Below are 15,429 nucleotides of genomic sequence, written 5' to 3'. Positions count from 1 at the left end.
AAAATAGACTGCAACATCTACTATAAATCAAATTCTCGAATCACAAGCTTATGCTTCCCCCTAGCAGTTTTTTCTATGGTAGTAACATATTCAATTGCAACAGAAAATTGACCATGAAAACTTAGCTTTTCAATAACTTCTTTTTCATCTTCTTTATCGAAGTCTCGATTTTTTATAATCTTTACTAACAAATCGCCTGGGATAGTATTTACAATCTGCCACTGCAAAATTTTAGCGAATGCTTTGAAATGCTGACCAAAGACTAAACCTGTAACTGAAATGTTTTCATTAAATTTATTAACCACATAATCTTGAGAACGACCCGTTATCTTAAATGCTTTAACAATACCATTTTCTGAATCTTTATAAATAGCAAGATCACCCGTATCATATCTGATAAATGGTCTAGCAAAATTATGAAATGAAGTAACTACTATTCGCCCCTCACAATTAGGTGCAACATGTATATTATTATCATCAAGAATCTCAACTTCACCATATATAGGAGAAAATGAATAACAATCATCACCAGGATATTTAGCCGCAATGACAGCAACTTCAGAATGACCATACTGGTGATATACAATATCACCCCAATATTCATTAATAATATGCTCTTGTTGCTCTGACATAGCTTCAGAAGTTAACTGTATTCCCCTCAAGTCAAAAGGTTTAACTTTGTAACCAGATTTAATTAGTAGCAGTGTAAAGTCACATATTGCAGAGGGATAGCTTCGGATATAGTCTGGAGGTGACTTAAAAAACTCTTCAAGATAGAAGCTAAAGTAACTTTCATTTAAAAAATGAGTACTAAACTCCTTGCTACCAAAAGGCATTTGTAATTTATTTTTTTTTGCTCGCCAAAATTTATTTTTCTTTATCTGTTCATTAGAAGGCATAAAACCATTAAATGTATATAATTTATGCTCTGGCTTTAGCCCCATTTTTCGGTGCTGATATACTTGATGCATGGAATCAACCAATCCAGCTCGAAGTCCTGCGTAAAAATAAAATGGTTCACCTGTACTTCCACCTGTATTCATTTTATATTTACCAGTAAGACACATACTTATCGATTGAAAACAACTTTCATTTTCTGATTGATATATAGCTTTACTTACTACAGGAAAGTCACAAAGAACAGGATTACTAACATTATTATAAAATGGAACCTTATCTATTGCATGAGACAATATCCTACCCAAATAAAAATTTCTCACTGTACTAAAATCACGTTCTAGAGCATTCTCAAAATATAAACTTTCAAGTTGTCTTTTAAGTGCTCCACTTGAAGCACTGAACTTCAGAAGTGTAAAAACATTAACTGTTTTGTGTATTAATTTCCTAACAAACTCTTTCATACTTATACCGAATAAATAAAAGGGAACACATCTGCATCTTAAATATATGTGGTGCAAAAATTCTGTTAAGGAAAATTGTAGACAGGGCTTGCGCAGATAGAGCAGATATTGCCGCACCAACCAAACCCAATCGAGGGATTAAAAACAAATTAATCAGAACTAAAAACAGCGCACCTATGAATGTACGTATCAATGATATTTTTCCTTTATTTTCATTTATCACCCAAAAGCCTAAAGCCACACCATGACAAACAAATATATTTGTAAATACATATATAGACAACACCACTGATGATTCTTGATATTGTTCACCATACAGTAAACTTATAAGAAATGGTGATAAGGTTGCAATTGGGATTGAAACAATCCAACCTATTACACTGAAGGACACAAATATCTTACTTAAAGCACTTCTATATTCATACTCTGACTTTAACTTAACCCTGCTAATGTGTGGAGCCAAACTTGTATAAATAATACTTGGTAAAATATAACCTAAAGTCGCCAAGGGAATTGCCGCAACATATATACCTAACTGAGCCTCCCCTAATATTTCTTTTATCATAATTTGGTCTATTCGCATATAAACCAATACAGACAAACCACTCAAAATAAATGGCCAAGATTCTCTTAGTAACCTGACGGCTCGACTCTTAAGTAACTGCCATGGTTGCTGGCAGGTAAATTTTCGGTATGCATACGCTAAAGCAATGGCGGCAAACAAAAATTCAACTGACATCACAACCGCAAATGCAAGTAGTGGCGCTTGATTTAAAATCAGTAAAATTTTTAAGCCGTTAGAAATCAGGTAAGCGACTAGTTTAGCAATGACAGTACGCCGACTCTGGCTTTGGCTTTGAAACCACAGGTCAATCGTATCTGCTGCTTGAAATATCAAGCTTGCCCCAGCAAGTGCAGTGACATAAACACTACGGTCTTGCCAACCATTAAACCAACCCATGCTTGCGATGGCCATTAACCAACAACATAAGCCGACTGAAATTCTTAAGATAAATGCGGTGCCGAGTATCTCACCAGCCTTGGTTTTATCCTTGGCAATATCACGGACAACAATGCCATCCATCCCCAGCACTGCCACCGCTTGAAAGAATGCTAAATACGCTAACACATAAGCCAGTTCACCATATTGCGCGGGGCCAAGATAACGCGCAACCCATGCACTGACTAACAAACCAAGCAGAAGTCTTACCAACTTATCAAACATTAACCAGCCACTGTTATTAATAGCAGCAAGTAAACTATGATTGCCGGATAAGCGCTCAGATAATTTATTCGGTAGTAATTTCAACCATTTTGGTTGTAGGTTTTGTGCACTAGACAAGACAAATTCCTTCATTCTACTGGCTGAATGGCACTAACCAAACGAGAAAATTACGCTTTAGCATCTCAGCCATCCAAACCAAGCTGAGACACTTTTCATCCATTTTGAGACAGCAGTATCTTTGCTATCCCACGTAAAGCCTAGGTTTTAGTGTTTTTCTTCAAACTGTCCCAATAGGCCCTTAATTTCTTTTTTTTAACTTTCTTTTTTAACAAAATGCCTGACAAGAACCATCATCACGGCCAACATACCGCCTAGCATAGTTCCTAGTACGCAAATTAATGCACGCTTTGGCTTGGCCTTTTCTTCGGGAACAAAGGCTGGGTCAATTGTTTTAAACACATATTCATCCCGCACTTCGGCGAACATTATGGTTTTAGCTTGTTCTTCTACCAGTTTATATAGAATACTTCGAATGTCGGCGACATTAGTGAGTTCAATCTGTTTATTTAAAAAATCCGTGCTTCGGTTAGCCTCTGCAACATCCCGCTCTTTCATGGTTAGGTTGATATCTGAAACTAACCAATCTAACCATTGTTTGGCAACAAAAGGAGATTTATGCTCTATCGTGATTTTAACCATCCCTGTATCTTTATCTTTATTAACAGAAAAAATTTCTAAAAACTCTTTATGAGCCTCCTGTAAGGAAGGTTTTGGCTGAAATGGGGGCTTAACCTCACGCACCCAAGTATTGCTTTGTTGGTTATACATTTCAGGAACAAATGACAAACTGTTGTCGGCCATGTCCCACTTATCGACAGCCATTAGCTCAGGCAATATTTGGTGTTTTTCAATAAAGTCGCCGATAAACTGCCTTGATTTGAGTACTTCAATCGCCAGTTGCGTCTTATCAGTGCCACCTTTGCCACCTAAGTTAATCCCCGCCATACTGGCAAGGCCACCAAACTGGGAGGCAAGTCCCGCAAGCGCTCCTGCGCCCTGCTCTTCCGACGCAGGGGCCAATAATGCTTCCGATTTATAGATATTCGGTAGCATTAGCGCGATAACCACTGAGGCGACGGCAAACACCAGGGTGATACCCGCAATCAACCATTTACCTTGCCAAATTACGCTGAAAAGTTCACGAAGATCGATTTCATCATCTCTTAGCGCATTCGCCGCAAACTGCGCGTCAGGATGATGCTGAGGGGTAATATTTGATGTCATATTTTTTTATCTAGTAATAAGTGGTTTTGATTTTGCTCCAGAGCGGCTTAACGCCTCTCTGGAACAAAGCCATTTTATGTGGGGTTACAACCCGGAAATGCTTGCTACTGCCACCGCTGTGTTGTAAATGATTTGAGTCACCTGGCTCCAGAGCGTCAGGTTATCTTTATACTCTGTATCCAATGGGACTATGATTGTGTCCCCGGGTTGCAGATTGTCTTCACTACTGAACCACATGGAGCGTTTAGGCATCATTACCGAGCCATCTGCCTTTATTACGTAAGTTCTGTCTTCATCAGCGCGCTTACGGGTACCGCCGGACATATCAAGGTATTGGTCAAGAGTAATACCTTCTTTATATCTATGGATTGATGCATGCTGCACTTCGCCCATAACCGCTATGGTCTGTTTGGTTGATGGCACATAAAGAATATCTTGATCTTCCATCTGGATATCTGCCTGGGATATCCCCACTGAGATAGCCGGCAAATCCACCACCAAACGGCCGACAGCCTGAATGCTTTCCAAATCTTTCAGCATCAACTGAGCATCGGCATAGTTAACTAAGTTGCCGTCCTTGGAGACCCCTCTGGTGGCGATATCCCGCCGCAGTTGGTCGGCCAGCTTCTTAATTTCCATCTGCTCCTGCTTACGCACCGATTCCCGTACGAATACCGCAGAAGGGAGATAAGCAAACTCGGTAAAGCCACCGGCCCGTTGGATCACATCCTGCAGCGTTTCACCGCGGCGGATATTGTAAATACCCGGGAACTTAACTTCGCCGCGTATTTCAACGGTTTGATGCTCCTGCCAATCAGGGGTAGTCATCACAGTAAGGATATCGCGCCCTTCCAGCGGTAAATCAGCGGTTTTGTTCCCCTGAAGCGCACTGGTTAAGTCCACGGTTTTATGCTCTATGGATGAACCACCGGCATTGGTAACAGTGCGGGTCAACTCAGCTCTGGCTGTGTAGGCGCCTTCTTTCAAACCCCCGGCGGCTTCAATTAAAGAGCTGACAGAAGCGTTAACCGTCAGCGGGTACATACCTTCGTGGCGAACCTGGCCGCCAACAGCAACAATTTTAACACTGTCACCGGCGCGCGCCTGGGCGTTGAGTTTACTAATAACCGGGTACAAGAGTTCGCTACGATTCATCATGTAGCTATATTTGATTAAGTCAGTGTCATCAAACAGGTTCAATAACATCTTACTGACTTCTGAGATTACAACGGCCTGTTCATCACTTGTTGCATCGCTGTCATCAACCACTACCCCACCAACAGCATTGCGCTTATGCAAAGTTTTACTTTGCAGCAGGTTGAAACCTGCCTTGAACAGATCATTTCCTATCAGTGAGTTCCCCGAAAGCGAAGTCACCTTGGCCACTCTTTGCTTGACCAGCTTATTCAGCTCATATCGGTTAAGGCTATCGTCACTGAAGTTGAAAACAACCAGCTTATCTCTTGGTTGCAGTACCAGGTTTTCCTTGGCGTCCTGATTAACAATCGCCTTTCCAGGTGCAAATTGATAGACCTCTATGTTGCCATAGTCATCCACCTCACGAAGCAAAATTGCATAATCCAAATCGGCGGATATTTGTAAATCAGACCAAATGGATTTGAGAATATCATTCACCCTCAAACCTTGATGCCATTGGTACTTTCCAGGCCGGACAACAGCGCCAACCAGAGTCACGGCATTATCATATTGCCCTGAGGTTCCCTTAACCCTAACCACATCGCCCGCTTTGGCCACTGTTTTTTGACCTTTGGCTGAAGTGAGATCGACTGTGAGCAAAGATTTAAGGCCTTGGTCATTGTAACGTTCGACCACACTGGCCTTTGGATAGGAACCCGGCTTAACACCGGCGGCCATATTCACCACATCCCCAAAGGTTTCACCGCCTTTCAGCTCATAGATAGCAGGGCGACGTACTTCGCCGGCCACACTGACCAGCCCACCCACAGGAGGAATGAACACCACATCCCCGGATTGTAACCTCAAATCGCCGGAGGCATCACCGCGCATCAATAAGTCATAAAGATCCAGAGTACCGACCAATTTACCGCCACGCTTCAACTGTACCTTACGCAGTGAACCTATTTCATTCACGCCGCCGGAGACAAACAGCGCTTGAGTCATGGTTGACAGACTGGATACAGTGTAAGAACCGGGTTTGTAGGCATCACCGGCCACAAAGATACGAATAGAGCGCAGTTCACCCATAGTGATATTCGACTCTATGCCTATCATCTGGTGTTTGATGCGTTTTTTAAGGGTATCTTTGGCTTCGGCAAAACTTAAACCGGCAATACTGATAGGGCCGAGTTCAGGGAACTGTACAGTGCCATCGCGATTAACGGTAAGTGAGAACTCTCTATTGGTTTTACCGAAAAGTTGCACCATCAGGGTATCCCCTGGCCCCATCAGATACTCACTGGGGACAGGCACATCGGAAACCGGAGCAAAAGTGCTGGGTTCACCGGCAAACAAGGAGTAACCAAAACGCTTGAGAGCACTCTTGTCTGTTGCTTCAACCGTAAAGTCTAAAGTTGGCTTTTCGCCCCCATTAGCGCTGTTATCCTTTTTTTCTCTTGGGTAAACAACTTGCGGATTGACCGGTTTCTGACTGATGTTACTGCCTCCACTCAATATGGAAGGATCTATTCCATACTGCTTGGCTAACCTTTCCTGTTCTGCGCGAGGCAAATTTTTGAATTGTTCGATCATTTGAGGTGATGGCGTAACAGCTTGAGCTTGCGAGCCAAGCAAAGCCAAAGCGCCGATACCCGCTATGATGAGTTTTTTGGTTTTCTGTAACACCAGTTGTCTCCGTAATGGTGAATAGCACTAAAAATCAAATGAACCTTTCAGCAATGCAACAACCGCGTTTAACGCCATAAGCGCTTCAACCCGGATTCCATTTGAGACCAACGCCTCTTACTTGCTGATTTTTTAAATGGCGGAAACTGAACAGTTTCCGGTTTAACTTCTCTGAACCTGATAATAGCGTTTAGCCATAAACATCAAACCCATTGAGTTATACAGGTTTTCGCACCATCACAGGGTTAGCGTTCCGCGTGGCGCTCAGAGAGCTTCGGCGTCCACTAAGAATATGAAACTATTCATATTCTTGTCCTTCAGACACGCTACCGTTCCGCGTGGCGCCCAGAGGGCTTCGGCTTCCACTTTTGTCCTTCAGACACGCTACCGTTCCGCGTGGCGCTCAGAGAGCTTCGGCGTCCACTAAGAATATGAAACTATTCACATTCTTGTCCTTCAGACACGCTACCGCCCATGGATTGCGGCCTCCAACTTGCCCTTTGCGATGCAAAAACTATATTTTTTAAAGCGTTAAAAAAATGCTACCCAAAGTCTTTAAGGTAACATTCATTTCCTGTACCAGGTCTTACTTTGCCGGGGGATTATATCCCAACCCCCCAAGTGATGCAGTTCAAAAAACACCCAACCCTTGTTAAGCTGAGCAATAATTCAACTACCAAGTTACAGTCAGACTATTTTTGCAAAAATGAAAAATATAAGATATTGATTTTTTGGCAAAAAATGCAAATTTATTCATAGTTCGCAAATGTTGAGCTTTGTAACAATGGGAAATGTCCTACACGGGCAGCAGGCAATTACGCACACGCTGCTTTAATTGCCTTTTGGTCCACTATTATGCTCTTGTGCTGACCAAGGAAAGTAAACAATACTTTACAGCGAGTATCGCCGCATTTTTCAGCAAATATGCCATCAAAATCAGTAAATGGCCCTTCGGTAAACTGTATTTTATCACCGGATTGCAGGGGCTTTTCTGTGATCAAGGGCGTAGCTAATTCACGTTGTTTGAGCTGATTGATCAGTTGCTCATCAATTGGCAGCAGTTTCTCACGGCAGTTAACCAAATTGGCAACACCGCGAGTAGAGCGGATCTGACGCACACTGGTCAGTTCAGGATCAAACTTGATGAATAGGTAGTTGGGAAACAGAGGTTGCTTTTGAACGACAGTTTTGTTTTTCTCTTTCTTTTCAAGCCGCACCATCGGCAAATAGGTCTCAAGCTCTTGGAGCATCAGATTCTGTTGAGCCCTCACTTCACTGCGAGGTTTACAGTACAAAAGGTACCAGGCCTTCATGGTGTTCTCACTACTTGGTTTCTGTCGGGTGACGTCCTATCACAGCGGGCAATCATATCAGACATAAGTTTACAATTGAAAGTGAATTTCAGGTTTCTCCCTCCCCCCACTTTGGTCTAATTGAAATTACGGTTACAAACCGAACAGGTCTGACCACATAAAGGCATGTATTGCTCATAAAGCCGCCGCTTCCCGGCCCTGAAATTGACTTTGTAACTGGATCCAGAGTATATAAGGTGAGCTTTGTTGCTTTTGATGAACAAATTACAATACAGAAAACCAAAGCCTCAATCACAGCGCATTAAAAGACATGCCCATAACACTTTACAAAACAGTGTGATGTTAACGGCAAAACAGCTGGGATAAATACAATCGCTTTCTGTGTCGACTTTTGTCACACGGCCAATTAACAATTTTAAGGTGGAAGACTTCATGAGCTTAGCAAAACCTCAGGGGACTGTGCTCGGACATCCCAAGGGATTGTTCCTGCTGTTCACAACAGAGCTTTGGGAACGATTCAGTTACTATGCGATGCGTGCCATTCTGGTACTTTATCTTGTTGACCAAGTAAGAACCCAAGGCGCAGGGGGGTTAGGCTGGACTCAAGCAGACGCTTTGAAACTCTACGCTTGGTTTACCGGCTTGGTCTATCTGACACCACTTTTGGGTGGATGGTTGGCCGACAATGTTCTTGGCCAGCGGAAAGCGATTTATATCGGTGGTGCCTTGATGGCGATAGGCCAATTCACTTTGGCAGCCCCCCATAGTTGGGTGCCCGGCATGGAGACCATAGTCTTTTATGCCGGTCTTGGTACCCTGATTGTAGGTAACGGCCTATTTAAGCCTAACATTTCAACCATGGTAGGTGACCTATATGAAGAAGGCGATCACCGCCGCGACGGCGCCTTTACCATCTTCTACATGGGTATTAACTTGGGTGCCGCCCTGTCCGGCTTTGTTGTCGCCTGGGCCTATACTAACTTTGGCCATAAAGAAATTATCGATGGCGTTGAAGTGACAGTTAACAACTGGCAAGCCGGTTTCTTCTGTGCCGGTGTTGGTATGCTGATCTCTCTGCTTATTCAGTTCCTTTTTGCCCAAAAACTCTTGGGTGATATAGGTACAGTTCCAGCAGCAAAAATTGAAAAACAACGTGCTGCCGAGCGCGGTGAAGTAAGAAAAGAACCCCTGACTAAAGTTGAACGTGATCGCATTAAAGTGATCATGGTGATGGGTCTGTTTACCATCATCTTCTGGGCGGGTTTTGAGCAGGCCGGTGGCTTGATGAATCTGTTCACCAATGAGTTCACCGACCGCTTTATTGGTAATTGGGAAGTGCCGACAACTTACTTCCAGTCACTGAACGCCATTTTTATCGTGGTTTTTGCCCCCGTGATCGCTTCTATCTGGATCCGTCTTGGAAATAAAGAACCCAACTCACCGGTTAAATTTGCTCTCGGCCTGATACTTTTGGCTATTGGCTTCCTGTTTATGATAGGTGCAGTACTGGAGATGGGTGGCGACGCCTCTGCCAAATCCAGTATGTGGTGGTTGGTTGGTGCCTACTTCTTCCATACCATGGGTGAGCTTTGCCTTTCCCCTATCGGTTTGTCTATGGTCACTAAGTTGGCCCCTCTGCGTATCATGTCACTGCTGATGGGCTTTTGGTTCTGCTTTATTTTTATTGCTAACTTAACCGCAGGCTATGTAGGTTCCTTTATCGGTCACGGCGGCGAGAAAGAAGAACAGCTGGCCAATGCCATGTCTATCTTCTCCGGCATTGCCATCACGGCAGCCATTTCAGGCGTGCTCCTCTACTTTATGGCCGATAAACTGGTCGATTGGATGCACGGCGCAGAAAGCAAAATTCACGATCACTCCGAAGAAGAAGCTTTGGAGCAAGAAATTGCCGTAACAGGTGAGCATGAAGCGATAAAACGCTAATAATCATTCGGTTACCGAATAAAAAAGGCTGCAGTATGCAGCCTTTTTTATCTTTTGCAATTTAATGACTTGCCACCTTGGCTTGGTCATTATGAAGCGTTACAACGACAGTTGCACAAAGCCCCCCTGGGGGATCTTGGGGTTAAAATTCAGCCCCAGGAATCTGTTTTGTTGCAGCAGCTGTCTATGTTCTGCCTCACTGGAAACAACACAAAGCTGCTCTGCGGGCATTAAGCTTCGAAATTGAGTTGTTGGCTTACCCCACTCAAGTAGTCCCAACTGCAGCGAATCCGCCAGCGCCAGTGGCGTAATGCCATCTTGGTTACGTATGTAACACCTCAGTCCCCTGCCCGCCTGAGCAATGGCTGCCCGGTAACTATCAAGTTCTATTGCCACGTAAATCATATCGCAATAAAGGTCCAAGCCTGATTTGACCAAACGATCATTCAGATAACTCAACATATTGAAGGGTTCTATCACCACAGAACTGACACCGGTGCGATTAAGTTTAAGCTTCTGATTAACAAAACTCCGCATCAACACACTGGCAAAAGCAGCGCGATTATCCTCCGGATGAAAGTGCGCCATATACATAATTAAATGATGGTTACCAACCATGGCAGAATCGATAAAGTAAGGACTTACCTGTTCGTGCTTGAACAGACTGTAATCCAATCTGGCCTTGGGATATTCAATATGACTCGCGGGGAATAGCTGTTGCTGCACGCATCTGGCTGCTTCTGCATTTTGCTCAAGCAAAGCCAAGTTTTCATTCAGCTCCATAAAAGAGAGTTCTTCCACGTCCCGATTAACAGCAGCGTGCTCCTGATCCACAGATGTCAGGCATTGATTAATAGCGTGCTCGATACTGTAAAGATCGGATACTGGCTTAACCAAGTAATCGCAGGCACCTATCCGCAGAGCCTCGACTACATCGGCCATAACCTGATTTCCGGAGATCACAATGGAAGGAATAGCGGGGTTAATGCGCGACATCGCCTTGAGCATTTCCAAGCCCCCCATTCGAGGCATGGAAAGATCGGCTACCACCACATCATATTTCTGGCTTTTGAAACTCTGCAGCCCTTGCTCACCGTCCTCGGCTTCAACAACATTGGCGCCCCGTCCACTCAAAAAGGCGGCAACAATATTGCGAAAAACAGGGTCATCCTCAACCAGCAGTACATTGAGACTGTTCAGCGCCATGGTTAAATCCCCGCAGGTATCAATCGCCGGTAACGAGTAACCTTTAACCTCCTGCGGGTAGAGAAGCAGAGGGTGGGTTACTCCAGTTCCTGCATATATTCATCTAGCAACTCGTCTTCGTCCTCATTCGAAGGCAAATTGCCGTCGTACACCTTATAGTCCATGTGCTGTATATAAGCGTCTTTAACGAAAGTGTATGGATCGAGCGCGTTGTCTACTAATCTTTCTTGATCTATGGCAACTGAGCGTGCGTGGAGATTCTTCAGCCCCCACTTGATCACTGACTGCCACATAGTTAATTCTGACAAAGGAAAGTATAGACCATCCACCCAATCTGAAGCGAGTTCACGGGTGATATAAGGACCGAAGAATGGTGCCATAAAGTAAGGCCCGTTAGGTACACCGTAGTAACCCAGCACTTCGTTGAAGTCGTCCTGTTTACGGGGCATTCCCATCATATCGGCGACGTCAATCAGGCCGAGCAACCCCACGGTTGAGTTAACGGTAAAACGGCCTCCGGCATTCAAGGCCCAGCCCCACTTGCCTTGCAGCGTGTTGTTTACCAGACTGTGGGGCTCTTCCAGGTTAAGAACAAAGTTATTAATGCCTGATTTAACCGGAATGGGCAGATAATCGTTATAACCATGAGCAACTGGACGATAGAGATACCTATCCAGATAAAGGTAGTTGAAGTCCCACATGGCTCGGTTGAACCCTTCGATAGGATCCCGCGGGTCACTGTAGCTGATGCGTACGTCCTGTGTATTCTTTCCTTCACCGCTTTCTGCAGCCACTGCCGAATGAACCCCCAGGGCAGCCGCAAGCATCAGAATCCATTTAAACTTCATATTACTCTCTTTGTATAAGTACCACTGTAGTCAAACCGAAAAACTGTTAAAGCTTTGATTACTATGCGCCGATAACAAGATTATCCAGTGCGACAATCAACCTTCTACCAATGCCGATTCGGACGGATAAGGATACTTCGCTGAGGAAATAGATCAAATTTAAATTTACGATTGCCCATCAAGAAATCAACTAGAGGAGTGGGGTTTGCAACAATGGATCCAATCAAAGGTACAATCCCGCCTTCAGGGCCAGGGCCTTCCTCTCAAACAAACGTGTCTATTCCGCTGTTACCGGTAACTGTAGTGGATTTAGGTAGCGAGCTCAGATTAGAGTTGCAAAATACTCAGTACCAATTGCAGTTCGTCGAACCTCAGGCCAACACACAAGCTAAAGCACTTATATATCAGTCCAATACTGCCCTGCTGGAGCTGACCCGTCCCTTAGGGGAGATTATTCAAGGCAGGCCGGTGCAATTGCTGTGGCTGGCGAATGAAGTACAGATAAAGCTGCCGGATGCACTGATGCAGCTGGCAGCCAAAAATGGCATCAGCCAAACCGTACTGCAACAGTTGGCAGCCAGACCACAAGGCTACCCGCTACCCATGTTAACTGTTTCTCAGGCTGATATGCGCTTTGCCAACGGTACCAGCATAGCCTTTCCGGCGCAGTTACAACTACCGGCAGGAGAATATGTCGCCAAGGTCATCAGCAACAATCAAGGGCTGCAGCTGGAATTAAGCCCTATTAACGCAAGACTGGATGTGAAACTATCGCCGGCCCCTGCTTTGTCAACAACAACGACCGATGTGGCAAATGAGCGTCTGATAACCAAGCCGGAACTCGCCCAAACCTATGCCAGGTTAATCAAACTTCTGGAACAACAACCCAAAGCTCAAGCGCCGCAAATAAACTCAGAGACCCGAGCGAGTATTGACTCCAAAACCAATTCAATAACGGCGCCTGGCAGTAAGGTATCGACAGCTGCATTACCTTTGACACAGCAAACACTTGATAAAATTAGCTTGGTTGAGTCAAGAGCGGCTGTTTTACCAAGGACAGACAAAGCTTCACTTCAGGCTTTACAACAGTTGGCAAGGACAACTACAGCAGAAAAACCAACCGCCCCAACGGAAAAACCAACGACTAGGACAAGATCCGATAAAGTAACATCAGAGGCGCCGAAAACGCCCGAACTCAACTTTCTTCAGCGCGCCTTTAACAAAGCCGGAGCCATGCCGAGGGCCGAGGCAATGGCTCTTGAAATCAAATACAACCAGGCGACAGAGCTACTCAAGCAGCTACCGGCGTTATCGCCTGTCCCCCTGAGTGAACTGACCGAGCCCTCTTTGCTGAGAGCTGAACTACTGGGCCTCACTGGATTACAACTAACCCACCAACAAGCACCGTCGCAAACGCTGACACAAGCCGGTGCCATTACCACCTTGTTTCAGCTGTTGCTTGGCATCAGGGCCGGCAATCAAAACCTCAGTGTACCTCAGCGTTTGAGGCAATATTTAGAAGGGTTGCAAAGTCAATCCGGTTTGCAAAATTACCAACTGGCCTCGCTGGAAAAGCAAGGTACACTGGATGCGCTGCAGCAGATGTCTCAGGCGGTAGCACTCTATCAACAGGCCAATACAGATAACGGCGGTCAATGCTGGTATTTTATGCTGCCCTACTATCTCAACCAAAGAAATGAGCAACTGGAAGGCAAGTTCGAGCATCAAGAGTCGGATCAGGACACGGACAAAGACAAAGACAAAGCCTGGCAGTTGCAGCTCAAGTTTAACCTGGGAATGGGCTCCTTGCTCATTAAAGCGCAAGTGAAGGATACCAAGGTCGACCTGCAGTTTATCGGCAGCACCCAAACCCTGATCAATAGAGTCAGTAATTTCCTGCAACCACTGTCGCAAAAGTTGCTTCAGTTAGGACTCACTCCCAATGAATTGAACGCCCACGTTGCCCCTGTACCCGCGTCCCTGTTGCCCGGCGATCATTACCTGGTACAACTGAAGGCCTGAGGAAAGACCATGTCCGAAGATTCAAACGACAAGCCAAACAAACCTCGTCAGGCGGTGGCCCTGAGTTATGATGGCAAAACTGCGCCCAAAATCACCGCCAAAGGGCAAGATCTGCTGGCTGAAGAGATTATCGCTTTGGCAAAAGAGGCGGGTATTCATATCCATCAAGATCCTTACTTAAGTGATTTTCTGCAAATGCTGGAGTTAGGACAAGAGATCCCCAAGGAACTCTATCAACTGATCGCTGAGCTGATCGCTTTTGTCTATATGCTGGATGGCAAGTTTCCCGAGCAGTGGAATAACCTGCATCAAAGAATTGTCGACAAGGCCTAAAGAAAGAGAGCTAACACAGGCAAAGGGTTACCTTGAAAGCTGCAACACCTTGAAGGGGATTCATTGGTTTTCATTACGATAGAAATAAAAAGAGCGCATCCAAGATGCGCTCTTTTTATTTGGTTGATTATCAGGCCCGGGCTGTCTTGCCATGCAAGCGAATTAAGAGTTCAGCTTCCGCTTTGGGTAGCTCACACTCACGGATCAGCTCATCGACACCGGCTCCCAGTTGCACCATTTTCATTGCCCGGCTGTATAGCTTGGCCTGAGGGTCCTGCTGCATTGACTCATCCAGACGAGCATTTTGCTGCGCGAGACGTTTTTCAAGCTCCAACACCCGACGGCCAACGCCTATGGTACCGCTACGCAGCTCCTGCAGCTCCCGCTTGAAGGACTCTCTTTGTCGGTCGCTTTCCTTGACCAGGACAGTTAACGCCTCAACCTTGTTCCTGAGCTTGTTGCTTTGTTTTTGCAGGTACAGCACCAGTCCGAGACAGGCAATGACATATACCAGCGCAGCGATCAAGAAACCATCGCCCATCATGGGTTAAAACTCCTTTTCCACCAAGGCCTATCAGATCTGTGCCAACTCGGCCCATTCATCATCTGAAAGCAGCTTGTCCAAGTCGACCAAGATCAATAGCTCATCACCACGGTTGCTGACGCCCTGAATAAACTTGGCACTCTCTTCGGTACCCACATTCGGCGCGTTATCGATTTCAGAACGGCGCAGATAAACCACTTCAGCCACACTGTCGACCAAAATACCTATCACCTGCTTTTCCGCTTCGATAATTACGATTCGGGTAGAGTCGTCCACTTCTGAGGAAGGTAAGCCAAAACGCGAGCGGGTATCAATAACAGTCACCACATTACCGCGCAGATTGATGATCCCCAATACATAGTGAGGAGCCCCCGGAACCGGGGCAATTTCGGTATAACGCAATACTTCCTGAACCTGCATCACGTTGATGCCATAGGTTTCGTTATCCAGCCTGAAGGTTACCCACTGGAGAACGGCATCGTCCTTGCTTGCAGATACCGCTGCTACATTTCTTGAATCAGTCATA

Annotated in this window: 12 protein-coding genes; 3 read left to right on the top strand and 9 right to left on the bottom strand. The window is 45.2% G+C overall.

The features are described from left to right. Nucleotides 1-20: 20 nt before the first annotated feature. From WKR14_RS07105 to rfaH, 5 genes are all read right to left on the bottom strand, one after another. Nucleotides 21-1,361: a hypothetical protein gene (locus WKR14_RS07105; RefSeq protein ID WP_109277561.1), complete on the bottom strand. Its 1,341-nt coding sequence runs from the start codon at nt 1,359-1,361 to the stop codon at nt 21-23. Beyond that, nucleotides 1,345-2,703, bottom strand: a complete 1,359-nt coding sequence (locus tag WKR14_RS07100) for a flippase (RefSeq protein ID WP_339087547.1) — start codon at nt 2,701-2,703, stop codon at nt 1,345-1,347. The genes WKR14_RS07105 and WKR14_RS07100 overlap by 17 nt, the downstream gene beginning before the upstream one ends. Nucleotides 2,704-2,898: 195 nt before the next feature. Then, a complete protein-coding gene (locus WKR14_RS07095) occupies nt 2,899-3,870 on the bottom strand; it encodes a Wzz/FepE/Etk N-terminal domain-containing protein (RefSeq protein ID WP_165564796.1) in 972 nt (323 codons plus the stop codon). 84 nt (nt 3,871-3,954) lie between these two features. Then, the gene (locus WKR14_RS07090; protein WP_339087546.1) at nt 3,955-6,693 is read right to left on the bottom strand and encodes an SLBB domain-containing protein; all 2,739 of its coding nucleotides are present in this window, start codon (nt 6,691-6,693) and stop codon (nt 3,955-3,957) included. Between the two features lie 815 nt (nt 6,694-7,508). Further along, nucleotides 7,509-8,006, bottom strand: coding sequence for a transcription/translation regulatory transformer protein RfaH (rfaH, locus tag WKR14_RS07085; RefSeq protein WP_101056089.1), 498 nt, complete (start codon nt 8,004-8,006; stop codon nt 7,509-7,511). 432 nt (nt 8,007-8,438) lie between these two features. Here rfaH and WKR14_RS07080 point away from each other — a divergent pair, with 432 nt between their 5' ends. Further along, nucleotides 8,439-9,950 (top strand): peptide MFS transporter, encoded by a 1,512-nt coding sequence (locus WKR14_RS07080; protein ID WP_101056088.1) that lies wholly within the window; start codon nt 8,439-8,441, stop codon nt 9,948-9,950. A gap of 99 nt (nt 9,951-10,049) precedes the next feature. On the opposite strand, the gene WKR14_RS07075 is transcribed toward WKR14_RS07080, so the two are convergent. Together WKR14_RS07075 and WKR14_RS07070 are read right to left on the bottom strand one after the other, a co-directional pair. Further along, nucleotides 10,050-11,156, bottom strand: a complete 1,107-nt coding sequence (locus tag WKR14_RS07075; RefSeq protein ID WP_101056087.1) for a response regulator — start codon at nt 11,154-11,156, stop codon at nt 10,050-10,052. Nucleotides 11,157-11,233: 77 nt separating this feature from the next. Beyond that, nucleotides 11,234-12,004, bottom strand: a complete 771-nt coding sequence (locus WKR14_RS07070; RefSeq protein WP_339087545.1) for a VacJ family lipoprotein — start codon at nt 12,002-12,004, stop codon at nt 11,234-11,236. 303 nt (nt 12,005-12,307) lie between these two features. On the opposite strand from WKR14_RS07070, the gene WKR14_RS07065 reads away from it, so the two are divergent. Further along, a complete protein-coding gene (locus WKR14_RS07065) occupies nt 12,308-14,026 on the top strand; it encodes a hypothetical protein (RefSeq protein ID WP_339087544.1) in 1,719 nt (572 codons plus the stop codon). Between the two features lie 9 nt (nt 14,027-14,035). After that, nucleotides 14,036-14,359: an EscU/YscU/HrcU family type III secretion system export apparatus switch protein gene (locus tag WKR14_RS07060; protein ID WP_144361902.1), complete on the top strand. Its 324-nt coding sequence runs from the start codon at nt 14,036-14,038 to the stop codon at nt 14,357-14,359. A 130-nt stretch (nt 14,360-14,489) separates the two neighbouring features. On the opposite strand, the gene WKR14_RS07055 is transcribed toward WKR14_RS07060, so the two are convergent. Continuing rightward, entirely contained in the window at nt 14,490-14,900 is a 411-nt protein-coding gene (locus WKR14_RS07055) for a DUF2802 domain-containing protein (RefSeq protein WP_101096111.1), read from the bottom strand. Between the two features lie 33 nt (nt 14,901-14,933). After that, a complete protein-coding gene (locus tag WKR14_RS07050) occupies nt 14,934-15,428 on the bottom strand; it encodes a chemotaxis protein CheW (RefSeq protein ID WP_101056083.1) in 495 nt (164 codons plus the stop codon). Nucleotide 15,429: the final 1 nt, after the last annotated feature.

It is taken from the genome of Shewanella chilikensis, assembly GCF_037953065.1.
GTDB lineage: Bacteria > Pseudomonadota > Gammaproteobacteria > Enterobacterales > Shewanellaceae > Shewanella > Shewanella chilikensis.
Note: the sequence above shows the minus strand (reverse complement) of the source record. Positions and strands in the feature narration are given on the sequence as shown.